The organism is Streptomyces sp. NPDC022910 (assembly GCF_055561075.1).
The window spans coordinates 16325-39586 of record NZ_JBVHHL010000011.1; the positions used below are offsets into that span (position 1 = coordinate 16325).

At 70.6% G+C, this 23262-nt stretch carries 21 protein-coding genes; 9 read left to right on the plus strand and 12 right to left on the minus strand.

Translation table 11 applies throughout. From position 1 onward, the window contains the following. Positions 1 to 519 (minus strand): GNAT family N-acetyltransferase, encoded by a 519-nt coding sequence (locus ACZ3TS_RS13350; protein WP_467616973.1) that lies wholly within the window; start codon positions 517 to 519, stop codon positions 1 to 3. A gap of 173 nt (positions 520 to 692) precedes the next feature. Between ACZ3TS_RS13350 and ACZ3TS_RS13355 the strand changes: the two genes are divergently transcribed. Together ACZ3TS_RS13355 and ACZ3TS_RS13360 are read left to right on the plus strand one after the other, a co-directional pair. Next, positions 693 to 1691: a sigma-70 family RNA polymerase sigma factor gene (locus ACZ3TS_RS13355; RefSeq protein WP_467616975.1), complete on the plus strand. Its 999-nt coding sequence runs from the start codon at positions 693 to 695 to the stop codon at positions 1689 to 1691. A gap of 452 nt (positions 1692 to 2143) precedes the next feature. Continuing rightward, positions 2144 to 2734, plus strand: coding sequence for a TetR family transcriptional regulator (locus tag ACZ3TS_RS13360; RefSeq protein WP_467617282.1), 591 nt, complete (start codon positions 2144 to 2146; stop codon positions 2732 to 2734). 493 nt (positions 2735 to 3227) lie between these two features. Here the strand turns inward: ACZ3TS_RS13360 and ACZ3TS_RS13365 are convergent, their stop codons facing one another. After that, a complete protein-coding gene (locus ACZ3TS_RS13365; RefSeq protein ID WP_467616977.1) occupies positions 3228 to 4202 on the minus strand; it encodes a helix-turn-helix transcriptional regulator in 975 nt (324 codons plus the stop codon). A gap of 62 nt (positions 4203 to 4264) precedes the next feature. Here ACZ3TS_RS13365 and ACZ3TS_RS13370 point away from each other — a divergent pair, with 62 nt between their 5' ends. The 5 genes from ACZ3TS_RS13370 to ACZ3TS_RS13390 all read left to right on the plus strand — a co-directional run bounded on the left by ACZ3TS_RS13370 (position 4265) and on the right by ACZ3TS_RS13390 (position 10506). Next, positions 4265 to 5785 carry an MFS transporter gene (locus ACZ3TS_RS13370; protein WP_467616978.1) on the plus strand — a complete coding sequence of 507 codons (1521 nt, stop codon included), beginning with the start codon at positions 4265 to 4267 and terminating at the stop codon, positions 5783 to 5785. Positions 5786 to 6038: 253 nt separating this feature from the next. After that, positions 6039 to 6800: a DeoR/GlpR family DNA-binding transcription regulator gene (locus ACZ3TS_RS13375; RefSeq protein WP_467617284.1), complete on the plus strand. Its 762-nt coding sequence runs from the start codon at positions 6039 to 6041 to the stop codon at positions 6798 to 6800. Then, a complete protein-coding gene (gene pfkB, locus ACZ3TS_RS13380) occupies positions 6797 to 7750 on the plus strand; it encodes a 1-phosphofructokinase (protein WP_467616981.1) in 954 nt (317 codons plus the stop codon). The genes ACZ3TS_RS13375 and pfkB overlap by 4 nt, the downstream gene beginning before the upstream one ends. Before the next feature lie 190 nt (positions 7751 to 7940). After that, complete coding sequence (locus ACZ3TS_RS13385) at positions 7941 to 10040, plus strand: PTS fructose transporter subunit IIABC (RefSeq protein ID WP_467616983.1); 2100 nt, start codon at positions 7941 to 7943, stop codon at positions 10038 to 10040. A gap of 211 nt (positions 10041 to 10251) precedes the next feature. Next, positions 10252 to 10506: a hypothetical protein gene (locus ACZ3TS_RS13390; protein WP_467616985.1), complete on the plus strand. Its 255-nt coding sequence runs from the start codon at positions 10252 to 10254 to the stop codon at positions 10504 to 10506. 27 nt (positions 10507 to 10533) lie between these two features. On the opposite strand, the gene ACZ3TS_RS13395 is transcribed toward ACZ3TS_RS13390, so the two are convergent. The 3 genes from ACZ3TS_RS13395 to ACZ3TS_RS13405 form a co-directional block, all read right to left on the minus strand. Beyond that, the gene (locus tag ACZ3TS_RS13395; RefSeq protein WP_467616988.1) at positions 10534 to 11283 is read right to left on the minus strand and encodes a DUF6227 family protein; all 750 of its coding nucleotides are present in this window, start codon (positions 11281 to 11283) and stop codon (positions 10534 to 10536) included. Positions 11284 to 11440: 157 nt separating this feature from the next. After that, the gene (locus tag ACZ3TS_RS13400; protein ID WP_467616990.1) at positions 11441 to 12664 is read right to left on the minus strand and encodes a L,D-transpeptidase; all 1224 of its coding nucleotides are present in this window, start codon (positions 12662 to 12664) and stop codon (positions 11441 to 11443) included. Between the two features lie 100 nt (positions 12665 to 12764). After that, the gene (locus ACZ3TS_RS13405; protein WP_467616993.1) at positions 12765 to 13832 is read right to left on the minus strand and encodes a P1 family peptidase; all 1068 of its coding nucleotides are present in this window, start codon (positions 13830 to 13832) and stop codon (positions 12765 to 12767) included. Between the two features lie 114 nt (positions 13833 to 13946). Between ACZ3TS_RS13405 and ACZ3TS_RS13410 the strand changes: the two genes are divergently transcribed. Further along, positions 13947 to 14141 carry a hypothetical protein gene (locus ACZ3TS_RS13410; RefSeq protein ID WP_467616994.1) on the plus strand — a complete coding sequence of 65 codons (195 nt, stop codon included), beginning with the start codon at positions 13947 to 13949 and terminating at the stop codon, positions 14139 to 14141. Positions 14142 to 14249: 108 nt separating this feature from the next. On the opposite strand, the gene mscL is transcribed toward ACZ3TS_RS13410, so the two are convergent. The 7 genes from mscL to ACZ3TS_RS13445 form a co-directional block, all read right to left on the minus strand. Beyond that, positions 14250 to 14720, minus strand: a complete 471-nt coding sequence (mscL, locus tag ACZ3TS_RS13415; RefSeq protein WP_467616997.1) for a large conductance mechanosensitive channel protein MscL — start codon at positions 14718 to 14720, stop codon at positions 14250 to 14252. A gap of 135 nt (positions 14721 to 14855) precedes the next feature. Beyond that, the gene (locus ACZ3TS_RS13420) at positions 14856 to 15371 is read right to left on the minus strand and encodes a hypothetical protein (RefSeq protein ID WP_467616999.1); all 516 of its coding nucleotides are present in this window, start codon (positions 15369 to 15371) and stop codon (positions 14856 to 14858) included. A gap of 384 nt (positions 15372 to 15755) precedes the next feature. Beyond that, on the minus strand, positions 15756 to 15896 hold the full coding sequence (locus ACZ3TS_RS13425; protein WP_467617001.1) for a hypothetical protein: 141 nt from the start codon (positions 15894 to 15896) through the stop codon (positions 15756 to 15758). A 2-nt stretch (positions 15897 to 15898) separates the two neighbouring features. Then, positions 15899 to 16732: an S-methyl-5'-thioadenosine phosphorylase gene (locus ACZ3TS_RS13430; protein WP_467617004.1), complete on the minus strand. Its 834-nt coding sequence runs from the start codon at positions 16730 to 16732 to the stop codon at positions 15899 to 15901. A gap of 76 nt (positions 16733 to 16808) precedes the next feature. Further along, on the minus strand, positions 16809 to 17120 hold the full coding sequence (locus tag ACZ3TS_RS13435; protein WP_467617006.1) for an FmdB family zinc ribbon protein: 312 nt from the start codon (positions 17118 to 17120) through the stop codon (positions 16809 to 16811). Between the two features lie 68 nt (positions 17121 to 17188). Then, positions 17189 to 18460 (minus strand): MFS transporter, encoded by a 1272-nt coding sequence (locus tag ACZ3TS_RS13440; RefSeq protein WP_467617008.1) that lies wholly within the window; start codon positions 18458 to 18460, stop codon positions 17189 to 17191. A 258-nt stretch (positions 18461 to 18718) separates the two neighbouring features. Next, positions 18719 to 20254 carry a potassium/proton antiporter gene (locus tag ACZ3TS_RS13445; protein WP_467617011.1) on the minus strand — a complete coding sequence of 512 codons (1536 nt, stop codon included), beginning with the start codon at positions 20252 to 20254 and terminating at the stop codon, positions 18719 to 18721. A gap of 257 nt (positions 20255 to 20511) precedes the next feature. On the opposite strand from ACZ3TS_RS13445, the gene ACZ3TS_RS13450 reads away from it, so the two are divergent. Then, positions 20512 to 23256, plus strand: coding sequence for a penicillin acylase family protein (locus ACZ3TS_RS13450; protein ID WP_467617013.1), 2745 nt, complete (start codon positions 20512 to 20514; stop codon positions 23254 to 23256). The last annotated feature ends 6 nt before the right edge of the window (positions 23257 to 23262 follow it).

The window sequence follows — 23262 nt, forward strand, 5'->3', positions numbered from 1 at the left end:
CTACAGCTCCTTCTCGTACCAGGCCACGTCCCAGTACCGCCCGAACTTGCGCCCCACCTCCCGGTACGTGCCGATATGCCGGAAGCCGAAGCGTTCGTGCAGCCGCACGGACGCTTCGTTGGGCTGAGCGATGCCCGCGTAGGCGCGGTGGAGGTCCTCGTCGGCGAGGGCTTCGAAGAGGGCCTTGTAGAGATGCGGGCCGACACCCCGGCCCGTCGCATGCGGGGCGAGGTAGATCGTGACCTCCACCGAGGTCGCGTACGCCGGCTTCGGGCGGAAAGCGCTGGATGTGGCGTATCCCAGAATCTCCTGTGAGTCCCCGGCCACGGCAACCATCAGCCGGTACGGGCCGTCTTCAGGGTGGGAGAGCAGCCAGGGACGTCGCTCCTCCGGCGTGAAGACCGCGGTGTCGAATGTGATGGGTGTCTCACGTACATAGTGGTTGTAGATGTCGGTGAGGGCTTCGAGGTCACTCTCGACTCCCGGTCTGACCTGCACCTCTGTACGTTCCGACAGCATCCGACCTCCCTGCGTAGCGGGAGACAGGGTACTGCATGATCAGAAAAATCGAGGGGCGTGTTGGGAATTCTGTCCTGATTCCAGTCGTTGTTTCCTTCGGATGCCGGGCACCCGGAAGGGTGTCCGAAGCGTCCCTGGACCATCCGCTAGCCCACCATCGCAAGGGAGCACGCATGGCAACCCGTGCCGTCGCCCGTCGCAAGTCCGCCGAAGGCGAGACCGCCGACGCGGCAAACAGTGTTCGCGCCCATGGCGGCGAGATCGCCGATCGCGACCTGGTCGGCATGTACCTCGATGAGATCGCGCGTACGCCGCTGCTCGACGCCGCCAAGGAGGTCGAGCTGTCCCAGGTCATCGAGGCGGGTGTGTTCGCACAGCAGATCCTCGACGGGGAGGAGGAGGCCAAGGCCGATGCCACCCGTGAGGAGCTGGAGGCCCTGGTCGCCCAGGGCGAGCGGGCCAAGGACATCTTCATCCGCTCGAACCTCCGGCTCGTCGTCGCCGTGGCGCGCCGCTATCCGCGCAGTGGTCTCCCGCTGCTCGACCTGATCCAGGAAGGCAACGCCGGTCTGGTGCGCGCGGTCGAGAAGTTCGACTACCGCAAGGGCTTCAAGTTCTCGACCTACGCGACCTGGTGGATCCGTCAGGCGATCACCCGGTCGATCGCGGACCAGTCCCGGACCATCCGGCTGCCCGTGCATCTGGTCGAGGAGCTGGGTCGGATCCGCCGCGTCCAGCGGGAGTTCAACCGTGAGCACGGACGGGACCCCGAGCCCGCCGAGATCGCGGCCGAGCTGGACTCCACGGCGGAGCGCATCAGCGACGTGCTCGACTGGGCCCGCGACCCGGTTTCGCTCAACATGTCGGTGGACGACGAGGGCGAGACCCAGTTCGGTGACCTGCTGGAGGACACGTCCGCGGTGTCGCCGGAGCAGTCCGTCCTCACGCTGCTGCGCAGCGAGGAGCTGGACGACCTGATCGGACGGCTTGACGACCGAACTGCCTCGATCATCAAGATGCGGTACGGCATCGAGGACGGCCGGGAGCGGACGCTGACGGAGGTCGGCAAGGAGCACGGGCTGACCCGCGAGCGCATCCGGCAGATCGAGAAGCACGCGCTGCTGGAGCTGAAGAAGCTGGCGCGGCAGACGGGCTTCGACGCGGCGGCGTGACGGTCTCCGCGCGGCCGGTGTGCGACACCGGCCGCGCGGAGCTGCCCTTGCCGCACGACTTGGCGTGTTCCGTCGCTTCAACCCGCCGGGTCCGGGGCACAAGACCTCCGGGCCCCTCCACAGCATGGGCCGGACCGCAGGGTCCGCGCCCTCCAGAGCCGAGTCCCGACGCACTCCCCCCCCTGGCGCCGGGACTCTTCCGGAGCCGGGCTTCGGCGCCACTCCCCCCTTGGCGCCGGGGCCCGGCTCTTCTCCTGCCTCTTCCAGGCAGGGCAGGTCGACGGGCCGCCCCGTACCTGAACCCCGGGGCGGCCCGGATGGCAGATTGTGCCATAGCGACATAACCTGCCGACGTGACCGGTACCAAACGTACGACCCGGGCATCGTCCGGCCGTACGACGCAAGAACCCGACGGCATGTCCCTCAACGAGCGGCGCAAGGCGGCGACCCGGATGGAGATCGCCCGGGCCGCCGCCGGACTCTTCATGGCGAACGGCCTGCGCGCCACCCGGGCCGAGGACATCGCCCGCGCCGCGGGGGTCGCGCCGCGCACGTTCTACCGCTACTTCGCGACCAAGGAAGAGGCACTGGTCCCGCTCTTCTCGGCGGGCGCCCACAGGTGGTCGGAAGCCGTCCGCGACGCCACCGCCGACCTGCCTGTCGCCGAGGCCCTGCACCACGCGGCCGTCCACACCCTGACCCCCGGCGTCGGCGTGTCGGCGAGGTCCCTGGAGTGGGTCCGTGCGCTGCTGCGCCTCACCGACACCAACCCCGCACTCACGAAGGTCTGGGCCGAGATCTGTCAGGCCGCGGAGCGGGAGCTGGCGACGGTACTGGCGGTGCGGACGCAGGGTGGTGACGAAGTGTCAGCGGCCGTCACCCCGTCCCTCCGCTTCGCCGCCGCCGTCGCCGGGGCCGCCGTGCGCGTGGCGGTGGAGAGCTGGGCCGCGGGCGACGAACCGGCCGGCGGTCCGAACGGGCCCGCGGATCTCGCCGTGCGCAACCTGGAGGCGCTGCGGGACTTCGTGTGGGAGATCGGCTGAGCCGGGCCTTCGGGTGTCGGCGGTGGTGGGCCTTGGGGGGTCTGTCGTGGGGGCTTTCGGCTGTCGGTTGAGCCGGGCCTTCGGATGCCGGCGGTGGCGGGCCTTCGGGTGCCTGTCGTGCCGGGCCTTCGGTGTCGGTTGAGGCCGACCCTCGGGTGGCGATCGGGTCCGGCTTTCGGGTCCGGCTTTTCGGGTGCCTGTCGTGCCGGGCCCACGGGCGGCGGCGGTGCCCGACCCACGGGTGGCGGTCGAGTCCGGCTTTCGCGTCGGGCTTTCGGCTGTCGGTTGAGCCGGGCCATCGGATGCCGGCGGTGGCGGGCCTTCGGGTGTCGGCGGTGCCCGGCCTTTGCGTGTCGGTCGCGACTGGGCTTCCGGTGTCGGTCGCGACGGGCCCTCGGGTGCCGGCGGTACCCGACCTTCGGGTGTCCGTTGAACCCCGCCCTCGGATGTCGGTCGAGCCGGGAGCGCTTGAAAGTCGGATCAGCCGGGCCCCTCAGCCCGCCGCGGGTTCCGCCGCCCGGTTCAGGCGCTCCCCCAACTCCCGTACGCGCGTGACCAGTTCTGCGGGCCGGTGCACGGTGAACTCACAGCCGAGCAGCGCGAGCCGTACGGCGAGCCACTCCACGGAATCGCTCGCCGTGCCGCGCAGCCGGCAGTGGTGCTCGTCGAGCGGCTCGGGTGCGGCGAACCAGTGGGGCAGACGCGCCGCGACGACGTCCGCGGGCGCGGCCAAGGTCGCCTCGAACTCGTAGTTCTCCTGCCGGCGGTACATCGACTGCCGCAGATACTCCGCCGCGTTTCCCGTCGGCAGCTCCCGCGGCGCGAACCGCGCGCCCGTCGCGAACGGTTCGGAGACCCGGTCGACCCGGAACGTACGCCAGTCGTCGCGCTCCAGGTCGTAGGCGACCAGGTACCAGCGGCGTCCCGTCGACACCAGCCGGTACGGCTCGGTCAGGCGCCGTGACGGTGTTCCGTCCCCGGAGCGGTAGGCGAACCGCAGCCGCTCACGGCCCGCGATCGTCGAGGCCATGACGGTAAGCGTCTCGGGAGCGATGCTCGCGCCGTCGCCGCTGGTCAGCGGAGTGGTGGCGGCCTGGAGCGTGGCGACTCGGTGGCGCAGTCGGCCCGGCAGCACCTGTTCCAGCTTGGCCAGGGCCCGCACCGACGCCTCGTCCACGCCCTCGACCGCGTGACCGGCGCCGGCCCGCAGCCCGACCGCGATCGCCACGGCCTCCTCGTCGTCGAGTACCAGCGGTGGCATGGCCTTGCCGGCGACCAGCCGGTATCCGCCGTCCGCTCCTTTGGTGGCCTGGACCGGGTAGCCCAGCTCGCGCAGCCGGTCGATGTCCCGGCGGACCGTGCGCCGGGAGACCCCGAGCCGTTCGGCGAGCTCGCCGCCGGGCCACTCACGCGGGGTCTGCAGCAGGGAGAGCAGCTGGAGGAGCCGGGCCGGAGTGTCGGTCGTCATGCATACGAGGATGCCGGAGAACTAGGACGTGATCTGACCTAATGGGACCCTAGTTTCGGAACATGACCTCCACCGAGACCACACTCAGCAGCAGCACAGCCGGCACGGGCGACCGTCGTCGCTGGTTCGCGCTCGCCATCGTGATGACCGCGGCCTTCATGGACCTGGTCGACGTCACGATCGTCAACATCGCCATCCCGTCGATCCAGCGGGACGCCGGCGCGTCGTTCAGCCAGATCCAGTGGATCACCGCGGGCTACGCGCTTGCCTTCGCCGCCGGGCTCATCACCGGCGGCAGGCTCGGCGACATCCACGGCCGCAAGCGCCTCTTCCTGATCGGTATAGGGGGCTTCACGCTCGCTTCTGCGCTGTGCGGCTTCGCCGCCGATCCGGAGATGCTCGTCGCCTCGCGGATCCTGCAGGGCGCGATGGCCGCGCTGATGGTGCCGCAGGTGCTGTCGATCGTGCACGCCACCTTCCCGGCGCACGAGCGCGGCAAGGTCTTCGGGCTCTTCGGCGCGGTCGTCGGGCTGGGCGCCGTCTCCGGACCGCTCCTCGGCGCTCTGCTGACCGAGTGGAACCTCTTCGGCCTCGAGTGGCGGCCCATCTTCCTGATCAACCTGCCGGTCGGCATCGGGGCGTTCCTGCTGGGCCGGCGTTTCATCACGGAGTCCAGGGCTCCGCGGGCTCTGCGTCTGGACCTCGTCGGCGTCGCTCTGGTCACGCTCGGCCTGCTGATGCTGCTCTACCCGCTCACGCGCGGCCGGGAACTGGGCTGGCCGCTGTGGGGGTACGCGTCGATGGCCGGCGCGCTCGTCGTCTTCGCGGCGCTGGTGGCGTACGAGAAGCGGAAGACCGCGCGGGACGGGTCCCCGCTCGTCGAACTGTCCCTCTTCCGCGTGAAGAGCTTCGCTGCGGGCATCGCGGTGCAGACGGTCTTCGGGGTCGGCCTCGGCATCTTCTTCCTGGTCTGGACCCTGTACATGCAGGTCGGGCTGGGCTGGAGCGCGCTGCGGGCCGGGCTGACCGGCGTGCCGTTCTCGATCGCCGTCTCCACGGCGGCCGGGATGTCCGTGCAGAAGCTGGTCCCGCGCTTCGGCCGCAAGGTGCTGCAGGCCGGCGCGCTGGTGATGGCAGCGGGTGTGCTCCTCTACATCTGGGAGTCCGATCGGTACGGCCTCGCCATCGCCTCCTGGCAGATGGCGCTGCCGCTGGTGGTGATGGGTGTGGGCATGGGCCTGATCGTCGCCCCGTTGACGGACGCGGTCCTGTCCGAGGTGCCACGGGAGCACTCCGGCTCGGCGTCGGGCCTGATCAACACGGTGCAGCAGATGGGCAACGCGCTGGGTCTCGGACTGGTGTCGGTGGTCTTCTTCGGCGAGATCGGCGACCGGCTGACCCCCGTGCAGGTGGGTCCGGCCTTCGTGCACGCCTTCCAGCACGCGCTTGTCTGGGTCGCGGCGGTGATGGCGGCGATCTTCCTGCTGATGTTCGCCCTGCCGAAGCGGCCGGCGCAGCACATGGAGGGCGCGGAGGCCGAGACGGGGCGGGAGGCGGTCGAGGAGCCCGTACTCGTCTCCTGAGCTCGGTTCTCCGTCTGAGGGGTAGGTCGGTGGCGCCCGGCGGGTCGCGTTCTGCGAGCCTGCCGGGCGCCACCGCGTGGGGGGCCGCCCGGCAGGCGAGGCGTCCGCGCGGGGCCGGCGGTGCGGTCCTCTCACAGGATCAACGCCCGTTTGTGTCCGTTCCGATGCCCGGACCCGTTTACTTTTCGGAAATCCCGCCGTAGCCTCCCCGAGTGAAACCACACGTTCGGGCATGAGTCGGAGGCGAACGGACATGTACGCACCGGAGCGGCAGCAGGAGATTCTCCGGCTCGCCCGTGACGGCGGGCGGGTGGACGTGGTGTCGCTGGCCGAGGAGTTCCAGGTCACGGCCGAAACGATCCGCCGGGACCTGAAGGCCCTTGACCGAGCGGGCCTCGTGCGCCGGGTGCACGGCGGTGCCATACCCGCCGGACGCCTGGACTTCGAGCCGGACCTCGCGGAGCGGGAGTCCACCGCGGCCGACGAGAAGGACCGGATCGCCAAGGCGGCCGTCGCGGAACTGCCGGGCGAGGGCACGATGATCCTCGACGCCGGCTCGACGGTTGCCCGGCTGGCCGGGGCCATTCCCCTGGACACCACGCTCACCGTCGTCACGCACAGCCTGCCCACCGCGGCCCGCCTCGCGGACCACCCCGGCATCCAGCTCCATCTGGTCGGGGGACGCGTACGGCACCGTACGCGCGCCGCCGTGGACGCTTGGGCGCTGCGCGCGTACGGCGAGATCCGCGCCGACGTCGTGTTCATCGCCGCCAACGGCTTCTCCGCCGACCACGGACTGACCACGCCCGACCTCGCCGAGGCCGCCGTCAAGCGCGCCGCGATCCGCGCCGCGCGCCGCGTGGTGCTGCTCGCCGACTCCTCCAAGCACGGCCAGGAGCACTTCGCCCGCTTCGGGGGCCTCGGCGACGTGGACCTGCTGATCACCGACGGCGGGCTGAGCCCCGAGGACGCCACCGCGATCGAGCGCGGCGGCACGGAAGTAGTGCGCGCATGATTCTCACCGTCACCCCGAACCCCTCCCTCGACCGCACCTACGAGGTCCCGTCCCTCGACCGCGGCGAGGTCATCCGGGCCACCGGCGAACGCATGGACCCGGGCGGCAAGGGCGTGAACGTCTCGCGCGCGGTCGCGGCCGCCGGGCAGCGCACGGTGGCCGTCCTGCCCCTGGGCGGTGCGCCGGGTGCGCTCGTCGCCGATCTGCTGCACGCGCAGGGCATCGAGGCCGCGCCGGTCCCGGTCGCCGGAGCCACCCGCTCCAACATCTCGGTCGCCGAGCCCGACGGCACCCTGACGAAGATCAACGCACCTGGCCCCGAACTCTCCCCCGCCGAGGCCGAACTCCTCCTGGAGACGGTCCGCGAGCAGTACCGCGCGGCCGAGACCACCTGGATCACCTGCTGCGGCAGCCTCCCGCGCGGCCTCGCCCCGTCGTGGTACGCGGACCTGGTCGCCCGCGCCCACGCCGCAGGCGCCCGTATCGCGCTCGACACCTCCGGGCCCGCACTGCTGGAGGCGCTGCGCGAGCGTCCGGACGTGGTGAAGCCGAACGCCGAGGAGCTTGCCGAGGCGGTCGGACGCCCCCTCGCCACGGTGGGCGATGCGGTCAAGGCGGCGGAGGAGCTGCGCGAGATGGGCGCGGGCGCCGTGCTCGCGAGCCTCGGCGCGGACGGCCAGCTGCTGGTGTCCGGTGAGGGCGTGTGGTTCGGCAGCGCACGCGTCGACGTGGTACGCAGCAACGTCGGCGCCGGCGACTCCTCCCTCGCCGGTTTCCTGATCGCGGGCGGCGGCGGCCCGGAGGCCCTCGCCTCCGCCGTCGCGCACGGAGCCGCGGCGGTGCAGCTGCCCGGCAGCGTGATGCCGACCCCGGCCGACCTGGACCCCTCCGCCGTGACGGTGACGCCGGAGGTACCCGTGGACCGGGTCCTGACGGAGCCCGTGTCATGAACGCACGCGCCACCCCCCTCGTACCGGCCCCGACGCGGTGGGGTCTCCCCGCCCCCGCCCCCGCCGCCACGGGGAGGCGAGGTCTCCCCGGCCCCGCCGCCCCTTTCGTCCCCGCACCACCTCACTGCCCCCCCGTCCCCACCCCCGCCCACGAAAGCCCCCGGGCGATACGCGTGCGAAGGAGCCCGCGATGAGCGAGATGATCACCGCGGACCTGGTCGATCTCGACCTGTCCGCCGACACCAAGGAAGCGGCGGCACGTGCCCTCGCCGAGCGGATGGTGGCCCAAGGCCGGGTGACCGACCTGGACGGCTTCCTCGCCGACGTCGCGGCACGCGAGGCGCAGATGCCCACCGGCCTCGACGGCGGCATCGGCATCCCGCACTGCCGCAGCGAGCATGTCACCGAGCCCACGCTGGCCTTCGGGCGCAGCGCGCGTGGCATCGACTTCGGCGCCCCGGACGGCCCGGCCGACCTGATCTTCCTGATCGCCGCCCCGGCGGGCGCGGACGACGCGCACCTCACGATCCTGTCGTCCCTCGCCCGCCATCTGATGAACGCCGAGTTCACGTCCGCGCTGCGGGCCGTGGACGACGCGGCGGCCGCGGCGGCGCTCATCCGTGGGGACGAGTCCCCGGCGGCCGCGGCCGCCCCCGAGGGCTCCGCGGCGGAGTCGAACGCGGCGGCCTCCGCCGACTCCACCGCGGACGGCACGGCCCCGGCGTCGGGCGCGCGCGTCGGGGACGCGGCCGCCCCGGCGCCGGGCGCCACCGGCACTCCGGCCGCGCGCCCGTTCCGTATCGTCGCCGTCACCTCCTGCCCCACCGGCATCGCGCACACCTACATGGCCGCCGAGTCGCTGGAGAACGCGGGCCGCGAGGCGGGCGTCGAGGTCGTCGTCGAGACACAGGGCTCGGCCGGCTTCACCCGGCTCGACCCGGCCCTCATCGAGGCGGCGGACGGCGTGATCTTCGCCCACGACGTGCCGGTGCGGGACAAGGACCGCTTCGCCGGCAAGCCGACCGTGGACGTCGGCGTGAAGGCGGGCATCAACCGCCCCGCCGAGCTGATCGCCGAGGTGCGCGGCAAGGCGGAGCGCGGCGAGGTGACCCAGGCCGCCGCTCCCGGTACGCCGGTCGAGCGGGCCGGTGACTCCACCGAGGGGTACGGCACCAAGCTGCGCAAGTGGCTCATGTCCGGCGTGAGCTACATGGTTCCGTTCGTCGCCGCGGGCGGTCTGCTCATCGCCCTCGGGTTCGCGATCGGCGGCTACAAGATCAACAAAGCGCCGTCGGTCATGGACCACTTCGTGTGGACCCAGGCGGACAGCTGGGCCGCGCTGCTCTTCCAGATCGGCGTGGTGTCGTTCGGCTTCCTCGTCCCGGTCCTGGCCGGCTACATCGCCTACGGCATGGCCGACCGTCCCGGCCTCGTGCCCGGCTTCGTCGGCGGCTCGATCGCCCTCACCATCAACGCCGGCTTCCTCGGCGGTCTGGTGGCCGGTCTGCTCGCCGGTGGTGTGGTGATGGCGATCCAGAAGATCAACATCCCGCAGACGCTGCGCGGCATCATGCCGGTGGTGGTGATCCCGCTGATCTCCTCGGCGGTGGTCGGATTCCTGATGTTCGTGGTCGTCGGCAAGCCCATCGCCTCCGCGCAGAAGGGCATGACCGACTGGCTGAACGGCCTCTCCGGCACCAACGCCATCCTGCTCGGCGCGCTGCTCGGCCTGATGATGTGCTTCGACCTCGGCGGCCCGGTCAACAAGGTCGCGTACACCTTCGCCACGGCCGGTATCGCGGTCTCCAGCCCGAGTGAGTCGGCGATGAAGATCATGGCCGCGGTGATGGCGGCCGGCATGGTCCCGCCGCTGGCGATGGCGCTGGCCACCACCGTGCGCGGCAAGCTCTTCACGCACACCGAGCGCGAGAACGGCAAGGCGGCCTGGGTGCTGGGCGCCTCCTTCATCTCCGAGGGCGCGATCCCGTTCGCTGCGGCCGACCCGCTGCGCGTGATCCCCTCGTCGATGATCGGCGGTGCGGTCACCGGCGCCCTGTCGATGGCCTTCGGCGCCACCCTGCGCGCCCCGCACGGCGGCATCTTCGTGGTCCCGTTGATCGGCAACCCGTTCCTCTACGTGATCGCGATCGCCGCCGGCGTGTGCGTGACCACGGCTTTGGTGGTGGTCCTGAAGGGCATGCGCAAGCAGAGCCCCGAGGGCACCGCCAAGGAGGCCGCGGGAGCGGCGATATCGGCCCGCAGCGACTCCAAGCAGCCGGTCGCCGCCTGACGCGGCAGCCGCCACCACAGACGTCGGCCGCAACCCCTCCCGACGGGGTTGCGGGCGACGCGCGTTGGGGCAGTGGTTCGTCGACCGCGGGCCGAGGCCGGTCTCCGGGGCCTGTTGCGACCCCTCTGAACCCCTTCGCCGTACTCGTCGCATCTGCGATATGCGTCACGGTACGGGGCCAAAAGCCCGGATCGTGGTGTCTACTTGGGGCATGCCTGCGCATGTGTCGACCTTCCAGCTGTTGGGTGTGCCCCTCCTCGCCTTGGCGACCGCCGTCTGGATCGTCTGCGTGGGCCGCATTGTGCGCCGCCGCCGCTTCGAGGAGGCGGTCCTGCGCCACCGCAACACGCTCGGAACCCTCCCGCAGCAGCAGGCGAGCCCCGCCCTGGAATCCGTCGAACTCACCCCGGCCGAACGTGACGCCTTCGCCGGCCTGATGCGGCAGTTCGACGAGGGCCGCTCCTAGGCCGGGTGCTGGAGGAGCCGCGCGGACTCAGCCGCGCGTCGCCGCGCGCCGTTCCATCGCCTCCCGCGCCGCGTCCTCGGACGCGTACACCTCGCACATGTGGCGGCCGTCAGGCGTCGCAGTGTGCTCGACCTCCCACAGGGACAGCTCCCGGCCGTCACGCAGCAGGAACGCGTGCTCGTAGAGCGAGAAGCACAGCCCCACCTGCCCGGCCCGGCAGGGGCGTCCGAAGGCCTGGGTGATGTCGTGCGCGAACGCAGACCCCAGCAGTAACGCCGCCAGGTCCGCGCCCGGGCGGTCGGGGTTCTCCGCGCGGCGCAGCAGCCTGCGTGCGTGGTCCGCCGAGTCGTCGGGAACGTACGCGTGGCGGGGCTCGGGGACGGGGGACAGCTGCACCAGCACGGGCAGCTCGAAGTCGGGCGCGTCCGGCGGCAGCGGAAGCCGGGCCGTCGCGGCGCGCAGTTCCTCCTCGTCCACGTACACCTCGTGCTCCAGTTGGCCGCTCGGACCGGTGTTGTGGACCAGCTCCCACAAGGTGACCGCCGAGCCGTCCGCGAGCAGCCAGGTGTGTCGGTACGTCTCCCGGTGCAACCCCGCGCTGTGGTGCGCGGAGTGCAGCGAACTGTCGTGCGCCAGCGCGCAGTCGAGCGGTCCGATCGTGTCGTCGGGCAGCTCGAAGGAGTTCAGGGCACGGCCGAGGAGCCGCTCGAGGTGCTCCTCCGGAGACTCGGGCGACTGGGTCGGCTCGTACGCTGCCGTCTCGTGCGGAACGCTCAAGGTCTCTCCCGGCGTCGCTGCATGTCACCTTGTGGGTGCATACCGTAGCCCCTCGGCCGGACATCATGTCCGGGAACCGAGAAAACGTACGGTGGGAAAACGGACGGGCCGCGCGGCGTGTTCCCGCACGGCCCGATCGTTCGTCATATGACCAAGGTCAGGCGGCACTTCCCGCGGTCCACGCGCTCCATGACATGTTCCAGCCGTTGAGGCCGTTGTCCGGCGCGACCGTCTTGTCGGGGGAGTTCTTGACGATCACGACGTCCCCGATCATCGAGTTGTCGTAGAACCACTTGGCAATCGTGTTCCCCTGCGCGCCCTGCACATCGGCGAGTCCGACGCAGCCATGGCTGGTGCCCGCACGACCGAAGGGCGGGTTGCCCTTGTTGTACCAGTAGTTGCCGTGGATGAACGTCCCCGAGGCGGTCAGTCGCATCGCGTGCGGCACGTCCGGTATGTCGTACTCGCCGCCCAGGCCGACCGTCTGACTGTTCATACGCGTCTGCGTGAACTTCTCGGAGATCACCATCTGCCCGTTGTAGGTGGTGTGCTGCGCGCTGCCCGACGAGATCGGGATCGTCCTGAGCGTCGTGCCGTCCCGCACGACCGTCATGGTCTGGGTGTTGACGTCGACCGTGGAGACCTGCGCACGCCCGATGGTGAAGGACACGGTCTTCTTCTGCACGCCGTAGACGCCGTTCGCGCCCTCGACTCCGTCCAGGTCGAGCTTCATCGTGACCTTGGAGCCGGCCTTCCAGTACTCCTCGGGCCGGAAGTCCAGCCGCTGTGCCCCGAACCAGTGCCCGACGACCTGCTGCCCGCTGCTGGAGGTCACCGTGATGTGGGACTGCACGGCCTTCTTGTCGGTGATCGCCTTGTCGAAGGTGAAGGACACCGGCATCCCGACGCCGACCGTCGTTCCGTCGTCAGGCGTGTACGTCCCTATGAAGCTGTTGGCCGATGTGACCGTGGTGAAGATGGAGTTGGTGGCCGCCACCCGGTTGTCCGTGTCCTTGGCGGTGACCGAGATCTCGTACTTCGTCCCGCGCTCCAGCTGCTGCTTCGGCTTCCAGGACGTCCCGTCCGCGGACACCTCACCGGGAACGGCCGTGCCCGTCCCCGCCACCGTCATCTTCACCTCGGTCAGCTTCCCGTCGCTGACCTTCACCCCGGTCGCGTTGATCGACGCGTCGGTCGAGCCGTCCTTCGCGGAGATGTCGATCTTGGCGGCGGAGGTCCTGGTGGAGCTCTTTCCGTTCTTTGCGTCCTTGTTGTTGTCGGCGTTGGCGCTGCCGCCGCAGGCGGTGAGGGTGAGCGCGCCGACCATCAGTGCGGCACAGGCCGCCAGTGCGCGCCGCGCTCGCATGTCCGGCGTTGTCACGGGCTTCTCCAGGTCGTTGTCGTGTGGGTGATCCGCTCGAGTACGTGGAGAAAGAGCGAAGGCCACGGCAAAGGGTTCCCCTACGCCGCGTCGAACACCATCACGTGACAGAACCGGGACAATCGTCCGCCTCCGTCGTCCAACGGACGCCGTACAACTCCTCGTACGAAGGCCACGTCCCACCCGGCCCGGCCACCGACGCGGCGGCGCGCACCGCCCGTACGATCGCGCGCATCACGAGGTCCGCGCCCGCCGCGAGCACCTCGTTGAGCGCGAGGGGGCTTGTGGAGGCGAGTGGACGCGCGCCGGTCGCCAGCGCGAAGACCGTGTCCCCGTCGTTGAGCAGGTGCACCGGCCGCACGGCGCGCGCGATGCCGTCCTGCGCCACACCCGCGAGCTTCTGCGCCTGCGCCTTGGTGAGGTCGGCGTCGGTCGCCACGACCGCGATGGTCGTGTTCAGCGGGGGGTGCGGGACGTGCGCGGTGAGCTCGGCGAGCCGCCTCTGCGCGGCCTTGTGCACGTCCCGCGCCGGGTGATCGATCCGGCCCTGGAACAACTCCCCGTACAGAGCGCCCGTTTCCGGGTCCACCGCCGAGCCCACCGCGTTGCACACGACCAGAGCGCCCACCCTGATCCCCGAGTCCAGCACGGCACTCGCGGTGCCGACCCCGCCTTTGACCGGTCCGATCGTCGCTCCCGTGCCCGCACCCACGCAGCCCTCCGCCACGGGCGCGCCCGGCTCGCTCGCTGCTGCCGCCTCCACGGCAGCCCGGCCGACGGCCGCGTCCGGCCGGGCCTTGAAGTCGCCGCCGCGCCCCAGGTCGAAGATGCAGGCGGCGGGCACGACCGGCACGACGTGCGTCGGTTGGGGGCCGACCCGCACGCCGCGTCCGCGCTCCTCCAGCCAGGTCATCACCCCCGACGCCGAGTCCAGGCCGTATGCGCTGCCCCCTGTCAGGACGACCGCCTCGACCTTCTGCACCAGGTTGCGCGGATCGAGAGCGTCGGTCTCCTTCGTACCGGGCCCGCCGCCGCGCACGTCCACCGCCGCGACCGCGCCGCCCTCCGGGGCGAGGACGACCGTTGTGCCGGTGAGCCAGCCGTCGCCGATCCGGGTGGCGTGCCCCACGCGCAGACCCATCACATCTGTCAGAGCGTCAACTGTCATGCGCCCATGATCCTTCCCCACCCGTCGGTCACGACCTCTCGTGCACGATCCCTGCGGCCGGTGTCACATCCGTGGTCACCGTGGCCGTGGACACCGTGGACGTACGCTGGTGGCATGAGCACCACCCCCGCACGCGAGCCACGGGACCCGAAGCCCGACCCCAAGGACGCCCTCGTCTTCGACGACCCACTGAACCGGCAGTCCTCGGACGACACGGACCGCGGGTGGGGCGAGCGACCTCCGTCGAGCGGCGACAGCGCCGCCGACCTGGCACGCTTCCTCGACGAGAAGCCGCCCCACCACCTCTGAGCGGCTCCCCTGCGGGAGCCCACCAGCTGTGAGCGGCGCCACTGTGCGGGTGCCGCTCCACCGTTTGTGAGCGCCGTCTCTCTTCGGGCGCCGCCCCGCCGACGTGGGCTACGACTCGCTGCGGCTCGAGCCGCGCTGTGCGACCAGGGCGTCGCGGATCTCCTTGAGCACCTCCAACTCGGTCACCTCCATCACCTCGTGCGTGCCCTCCCTGGCCCTGCGGCGGGCCTCCACGCGGGCCAGGTACTTGGCCATGGGCAGGACCATCAGGAAGTAGACGACGGCGGCCGTGATCACGAAGTTGAGCGCGGAGCCGAGGACCGAGCCCCAGAGGACGCGCACGCCCGTCGCCGTGTCGCCGGTGCCCGTGCAGGGCGCTTTGAGGCACGAGCTGTAGCTGTCCAGGCTCTTGGTGCCGAGTGCACCCACCACCGGGTTGATGACCCCCTTCACCACGGAGTTGACGATGTTGGTGAAGGCGGCGCCGATGACCACCGCGACCGCCAGATCGACGACGTTTCCCCGCATCAGGAAGGCCTTGAAGCCCTGCCAGACCCCCGGCACCTTCTTCTCGCCCACCAGTGGACCCCTCCTTGACTGCACAAGCTGCGGAACGAACAGCTCCGCAACCTACGTCAGCACTTCCCATGGCTGTCCAGCCCATGCCATGGAGAAGGCGGCCACGCGCCGGGGCCACGGGCTCAGCCGACCCGCTCAGCACAGTGTCACCGCCAGCCGTGAGGTCGCCCCGGCACCGGCCAGACGCGCGGCGGTGGGGCGCGGCACGGAGAGCACGACCAGCGCGCCGTTCTCCGTGGGGTCGACGTCCGGTACCCGGGTGACAAGCGCCCGGGCCGCCACGACCTTCGCGGCGCCGTCCCCGTCCGCCGCGATCACGTCGACCCGGGTGCCCGGCCGCAGCAGCCGCACCGTCGCCCCGTCCGCGATCCGCACCGGTGCCGTCACCATCTCGATCGCGCGCCGTTCCCGCGCGGGCTCGGCCGACGCCGGCGGATGCGCGGCGGCGTCCGGATGTCCGCGTGCGCCCTCGGAGCCGCCGGGAGCCGCCGCCACGAGTGCGGCCGCAGTGACCGCCAGGCCCATGGCCACGGCTCGCCTCCGGTGCCGCACGAGACGCCGCAGCTGATGCCTGCCCCCGCGCACCCGCACGGGAGCGAAGTGCGGCACCGAGCACGTCGGAGGGGTGTCCGCACGAGCCAGGGCGTCCATGTCCGGCGAGCTTGCGAACACCGTCGCGTCCGGCGGGAGTAAGAGGGCTTCCCCGTGCGCCGGGGGTACAGGAGCCGCTCCGTGCGGTGGGGATGCGAAGGCGTTCCCGTGTGGTGGGGCCGCCGGCGCGTCCCCGTACGGTGGAAGCGCCAGGGCGTCTCCGTACGGCGGGGGCGCGAAGGCTTTCCCACGGGGTGGGTGCACGGACACGTCCGTGTGCGTGCGCGTCACGGAACCGGCCGGGTGAGCCGGGTGTACGGGGGGAGAGAACCGGGCCATGCTGATCACCACCTGCATCGCGAGATCGGGACGCGATCCACGATGAGGCCTCGCGGCGAAGTCCGCCGACGCCCGTGGACTACCGGCCGGTTGTGGACAACTCGCTCACTCGAACGGAACGTTCCGCACGCCCGCGTCCGCGACCACCTCCGCGTCCGCGACCACCTCCGCGTCCGCGACCACCTCCGCGTCCGCGACCACCTCCGCGTCCGCGACCACCTCCGCGTCCCCGACCGCGTCCGCCACGGTCAGGGCAACTCGAACCCCGGATCCATCCCGCCCAGCGCCGTCCTGCACAGGCAGTCCCGCTCCTCGTTCGCCGGCAGGCCGGCCACCGCGTCGAACAGCACGCCCCGCAGCCGGTCCACGTTCGCAGCGAACACCTTCAGCACCTCGTCGTGCGAGACGCCCTCACCTGTCTCGGCGCCCGCGTCCAGATCCGTGACGAGGGTCAACGACGTGTAGCAGAGCTCCAGTTCACGGGCGAGCGCGGCCTCGGGATGGCCGGTCATGCCCACCACGGACCAGCCTTGCGCCCGGTGCCACAACGATTCGGCGCGGGTGGAGAAGCGCGGGCCCTCGATCACGACCAGCGTGCCGCCGTCCACCGGCTCCCAGTTCCGCCCGCGCGCCGCCCGCAGCGCGGCCGTGCGGCCTGCGGAGCAGTAGGGGTCGGCGAGGGACACGTGCACCACGTTCGGCACGGTGCCCTCGGGCAGCGGCAGTCCGTCGAAGTAGGTCTGCGTTCGGGCCTTCGTACGGTCCACCAGCTGATCCGGGACGAGCAGTGTCCCGGGACCGTACTCGGGGCGCAGCCCGCCCACCGCGCAGGGCCCGAGGACCTGCCGCACGCCGACGGAGCGCAGCGCCCACAGGTTGGCGCGGTAGTTGATGCGGTGCGGGGGCAGATGGTGGCCGCGGCCATGGCGGGGGAGGAAGGCGACGCGTCGGCCTGCGATCTCACCGAGGAAGAGGGAGTCGCTGGGTGCCCCGTACGGGGTGTCGACCTGGACCTCTGTCACGTCGTCGAGGAAGGAGTAGAAGCCCGAACCGCCGATGACACCTATGTCTGCGTTCTCCATGGCGATCACAGTAGCTGGCCCCGCGGACCCCGAAGACCCTGCCGTCGTACGACGGCAGGGTCCGGTCGGCGGAGCCTTATGCGGCTGAGCTGGAGGACGTGCTCGTCGATGACGAGCCGGAGTCCGACGAGGAGGAGCCGGTCGCGGAGGAGCCGGTCGATGAGGCGGGGCTCGACGGCTTCGAGGAGGCCGGGCTGCTGCTGGAGGAGGAGCCGCGGCTGTCGTTGCGGTAGAAGCCGGAGCCCTTGAAGACGATGCCGACCGCTGAGAACACTTTCTTCAGGCGGCCACCGCAGTTGGGGCACTCGGTCAGGGCGTCGTCGGTGAACTTCTGCACCGCCTCGAGGCCCTCGCCGCACTCGGTGCACTGGTACTGGTAGGTCGGCACTTGTCTTCCTCCTGGCACTCTGACTCAGTGAGTGCTAACGACCATCCATAGTGTCGTATTCCTCGGGATCAGTCCACCGTGAGTGGCACGCGGTGACCGACGCCACGTGCCACGGTGCGGCCGAGTGGACGTGTCGCCAGCCGTGACCGCAGTGACACCAGGGTCGCCAGCGCCAGCACCGTCCCGGCCATCGGGACCAGGAATCCGGCGCCGCCCCACAGGCGGTCCTCCAGTTGTCCGGCCACCGTGACCGCCGCCGCCTGGCCGAGTGCGACGGCACCGGTCAGCCAGGTGAACGCCTCGGTGCGGGTACCGGCCGGGACCAGTGCTTCCACCAGCGTGTAGCCGGTGATGAGGGCCGGGGCGATGCACATGCCCACCAGGAGGCCGAGGCCGGCCAGGACGACCACGGAGTGGGCGGTCCACAGGCCGGAGGCGACCAGCGCGAGGGACGTGTAGCCGACGACCAGGCGGCGCTGCGGGGCGGCCTCCCAGGCGACGGCGCCGCACACGATGCCGGAGAGCATGTTGCCGGCGGCGAAGATTCCGTACAGGACCCCGTTCAGGCCGGGCTCGCCGAGCGACTGGCTGAACGCGGCGAGCGAGACCTGCATGCCGCCGAAGACGGTGCCGATGCCGAGGAAGGCCACGATCAGTACCCGCACCCCGGGGACGCGCAGGGCGGAAGCGTGCTCCACGCGCGCGTGCGGCAGGGCGGCGACGGGCGGCTGCGTGCCCCTCTGCGCCGCGAACAGCACGCCGCCGACCAGCGTCAGCGTCGCCTCGGTGAGCAGGCCCGCGGCCGGGGCCACGGTGGTGCACAGGGCCGTCGCCAGCAGCGGGCCGAGCACGAAGGTCAGCTCGTCGGTGACGGACTCGAAGGCCGCCGCCGTCGTCATCAGGGGCGAGTCCTGGAGCTTCGCGCCCCAGCGGGCGCGGACCATGGGACCGACCTGTGGCACGGAGGCGCCGGTCGGAACGGCCGCCGCGAACAGGGCCCACAAGGGTGCGTGGGTCAGGGCGAGAGCCGTCAGGGACACACCCGCCAGGGCATGGACGAGGACACCGGGGAGCAGCACCGCTCGCTGGCCGTACCGGTCGGCGAGCCGGCCGCTGCAGGGCGCGAACAGGGCCATGGAGACGCCGGTGACCGCCGCGACGGCACCCGCGGCGCCGTACGAGCCGGTCGTGTGCTGCACCAGCAGCACGATGGAGATGGTGAGCATCGCGAACGGCTGGCGCGCCGCGAAGCCGGGGAACAGGAACGTCCAGGCGCCTCGGGTGCGCAGCAGCTGCCCGTAGCCCGGACGGGACGACGTCGAGGTGACCGTGGATGCCACGGCCCGTGCCTTTCTGCCGCCTGGTAGCGCGGGGGCGCCGAGAGCTGTCCTCTTGCGCGGACTGCGGTAGATACCGGCGCCCGCTGCGGGGGCGTCCCGGCCGCCATACGGTCGCGCCAGCTCTGCGTCAGGCAGAGTTGGTTCGATCAGGTGCGCCTTGATTGTACAGAGGTGAAGGGCGGAGTCACCTGTGAAAAGGGGCACCATGCCGCCCTTCACCTGGGATAGCCAGAGGTGTGAAATGTCGGAAGCGTGCCCTTAATGCCCGTGGTCCGGCGCGCCGTTCCCGGTCGTGCCCAGCCATCCGGCGAGCTTTCCGCCCTGGCCGACGGCCCGCAGGCGTCTCTCGGCCGCATCGCGGACCTGGTCCGTGGCGACCACGAGGAGTTCGTCGCTGCGCCGCAGCACCGTCGTCGGCAGCGGCACGAACGACTTGCCGTCGCGGACGACGAGGGTGACCGCGGAGCCGGCCGGCAGCCGCAGTTCGTTGACCTCGACACCGTGCATCCGTGAGCCCTCGGGGATCGTGACGGACAGCAGATGTCCGCGCAGCCGCTCCAGGGGCGCCGATTCGATGCCGAGGTCGGAGGCTGCGGGGACCTCGCCCAAGCGCAGCTTCCGGGCCAGCCAGGGCAGTGTCGGGCCCTGGACCAGGGTGTAGACGGCGACGAGGACGAAGACGATGTTGAAGATGCGGCGGCTTGCGTCGACGCCGTTCACCATGGGGATCGTCGCCAGGATGATGGGCACCGCACCGCGCAGCCCGGCCCACGACATCAGCGTCTGCTCCTGCCACGGCAGCCGGAACGGCGCCAGGCTCACCACCACGCTCAGCGGCCGCGCCACCATGGTCAGCACCAGGCCGATGACGAGGGCGGGCAGGAAGTCGTCGCCCAGTTCGTGCGGGGTCACCAGCAGACCGAGCAGGACGAACATGCCGATCTGGGCGATCCAGCCGAGCCCCTCGGCGAAGCCGCGCGTCGCGGGCCAGTGCGGCAGTTTGGCGTTGCCGAGCATCATCGACGCGAGGTACACCGCGAGGAAGCCGCTGCCGTGGGCCAGCGCGCCGGCCGCGTACGCCGTGACCGCGATGGCCATGACGGCGATCGGGTAGAGGCCGGAGGCGGGCAGCGCCACGTGCCGCAGGCCCCAGGAGCCGAGCCAGCCCACCGCGAGGCCGATGGCGGCTCCGATGGCCAGCTCCAGGAGTATCTCGCCCAGCAGCAGGTACCAGTGCTGCACCGGGCCGGCCGTGGAGAAGGCGACGACGAGGATGACCACGGGGGCGTCGTTGAAGCCGGACTCGGCTTCCAGGACACCCGTCACGCGCGGCGGGAGGGGCACTCTCCGCAGCACCGAGAAGACCGCCGCCGCGTCGGTCGACGACACCACCGCTCCGATGATGAGCGCCTGCCGCCACTCGAGCCCGGTCAGGTAGTGCGCGCCGGCCGCCGTGACGCCGACGCTCACTGAGACGCCGACGAGCGCCAGGGCGGTGGCGGCAGGGAGGACGGGCTTGATCTCCTTCCACTTCGTGCCGAGACCGCCCTCCGCCAGGATCACGACCAGGGCCGCGTATCCGATGACCTGGGTCAGTTCGGCGTTGTTGAAGTGGATGTCGCCGACCCCGTCCTGGCCCATGGTGATGCCGATGCCCAGGTAGACGAGCAGGCTGGGAAGCCCGCTGCGCGACGAGATGCGAACCGCTGCCACCGCGATGAGCAGAACGAGCGAGCAGACGAGCAGGAGCTGGTTGAGGTGGTGGACAGTCAGCGGCCGTTCCCTTCTCGTCAAACCGGGCGCCGCGATGCGAACGCCACAATCCGAGCATGTGAAGCCCGGTGCCGACGCGGACTTCAGTACAGGTACTTCATTACCTTACCTAACTCTTGACGCTTTCTTGACGTTGCGAGGCTCATGATCGAACTCCAGTCCGGTCCGGTTCCCGACTCCGCGTCAAGGTGGGTCGGGCCCTGCGCCTATGGTTGCTCCAGCGCTCAGTAGAAAGCACAGCCCGCCCTGCCGCTCGTGTTAGGACAGCAAGGACAGCGATGCCCCCCAACACCACCGCCTCTTCCGGCCAGAAGCCCGGCAAGTCCGGCAGGAAGAAGGGGCGCAGAGCCCGTCTGCTACTGATCGTCCTGGTTCTGATCCTTGTGGGAGGTTTCGGTTACGGCGGCTACTGGTCCGTCAGCACCGTGCGCGCCTCCTTCCCGCAGACCAAGGGTTCGATCACCCTGGACGGCCTGTCGGGCCCGGTCGACGTCAAGCGTGACGGCTACGGGATCCCGCAGATCTATGCCTCGTCCGACGAGGACCTCTTCATGGCGCAGGGCTACGTCCAGGCGCAGGACCGGTTCTACGAGATGGACGTGCGCCGCCACATGACGTCCGGGCGCCTGTCCGAGATGTTCGGAAAAGGCCAGGTCAAGAACGACGAGTTCCTGCGGACCCTCGGCTGGGACGGGGTGGCGCAGAAGGAGTACGACACCAAGCTGTCGGCCTCCACGAAGAAGTACCTCCAGGCGTACGCCGAGGGGGTCAACGCCTATCTGAAGGGCAAGAACGGCAAGGACATCTCCCTGGAGTACGCGGCCCTGGGCTTGGCCAACGACTACAAGCCCGAGCCGTGGACCCCGGTCGACTCGGTCTCCTGGCTCAAGGCGATGGCCTGGGATCTGCGCGGAAACATGCAGGACGAGATCGACCGCTCCCTGATGACCAGCCGTCTGGGCCCGAAGCAGATCGCGGACCTGTACCCGGAGTACCCCTACAGCCGCAACAAGCCGATCGTCCAGCAGGGCCAGTACGACGCCCTCACCAAGACGTTCGAGCAGAGCGGCTCGACGGGCACGCAGTCGACGACCGGGACCTCCACGTCGACCTCGGCCTCCTCGGCCCTGCAGAGCCAGCTGGCGGGCCTCTACAACGTCCTGGACGACGTTCCGACCGCGGTGGGCGTGAACGGCAACGGCATCGGCTCCAACTCCTGGGTCGTGGCCGGCAACCACACCATCACCGGCAAGCCGCTGCTGGCCAACGACCCGCACCTGTCGGCCTCGCTGCCGTCGGTCTGGTACCAGATGGGGCTGCACTGCACCACGGTCTCCAGCAAGTGCCAGTACGACGTCACGGGGTACACCTTCGCGGGCATGCCCGGCGTGATAATCGGCCACAATCAGAACATCGCCTGGGGCATGACCAACTCCGGCGTCGACGTCACCGACCTGTACCTGGAGAAGCTGTCCGGTGACGGCTACCTCTACGACGGCAAGGTGCGCCCGTTCACCACCCGCACCGAGACGATCAAGGTCGCCGGCAGCGACTCCAAGAAGATCGTCGTCCGTGAGACGAACAACGGCCCGCTGCTGTCCGACCGCGACGACGAGCTCGTCAAGGTCGGCAAGAAGGCCACCGTCGATACTGCGGCGCCCGACCGCGGCGACGGCTACGGCATCGCGCTGCGCTGGACCGCCCTGGACGCCGGTAACTCCATGGACGCCGTGTTCGAAATGGACAAGGCGTCCGACTGGGACGAGTTCCGTGCGGCGTCCAGGTCCTTCGACGTGCCCTCGCAGAACCTCGTCTACGCCGACACCAAGGGAAACATCGGCTACCAGCTGCCGGGCAGGATCCCCACGCGCTCGAAGAACCACGACGGCTCGATCCCGGCGCCCGGCTGGGACTCCAGCTACGCCTGGGGCCCCTACATTCCGCAGGCGGAGCTGCCGTACGAGTTCAACCCGAAGCGCGGCTACATCGTCACCGCCAACCAGGCCGTGATCGACAAGGACAAGTACCCCTACACGCTCACGACGGACTGGGGCTACGGCACACGCAGCCAGCGGATCACCGACCTGATCGAGTCGAAGATCAAGGGCGGCGGGAAGATCTCGACGGACGACATGCGGCAGATGCAGCTCGACAGCAGCAGCGAGATCGCCAAGCTGCTGGTGCCCAAGCTGCTCAAGATCGACGTCGCCGACAAGAACGTCCGTGAGACGCAGAAGCTGCTGGAGGGCTGGGACTACACCCAGGACGCCGACTCGGCGGCCGCCGCGTACTTCAACGCCGTCTGGCGCAACATCCTCAAGCTCGCCTTCGGCAACAAGCTGCCCAAGGAGCTGCGGGTCAAGGGTCAGTGTCTGTGGGTCGAGCCGACCGGTACCACCGGGCCCGCGGACGAGGACCAGAAGGTGCGCGAGTGCGGCGAGCGCGACGCGGACCAGGCACAGCCGGACGGTGGCGACCGCTGGTTCGAGGTGGTGCGCACCATCATCGACGACCCGAAGAACGACTGGTGGCAGACACCCAAGACGCGCACCCAGGCGGCCACCACGACGCGCGACGAGCTGTTCGCTCGCGCCATGACGGACGCGCGCTGGGAGCTGACCGCCAAGCTCGGCAAGGACGTCGACACGTGGAGCTGGGGCCGGCTGCACCGTCTGTTCCTGAAGAACCAGACGCTGGGCACGGACGGCCCCGGGGTGCTGCAGTACATGCTCAACCGCGGTCCCTGGAAGCTCGACGGCGGTGAGGCGACCGTGAACGCCACCGGCTGGAACGCGGCGGGCGGCTACGGCGTCGTCTGGGTGCCGTCGATGCGGATGGTGGTCAACCTGGACGACCTCGACAAGTCGAAGTGGATCAACCTCTCCGGCGCCTCCGGTCACGCCTACAGCGCCCACTACACCGACCAGACGGACAAGTGGGCCGCGGGCGAACTGCTGCCGTGGGAGTTCTCGAAGTACGCGGTCGACAAGAACACGGCCGACACCCTGGTGCTCAAGCCCTGACGGACG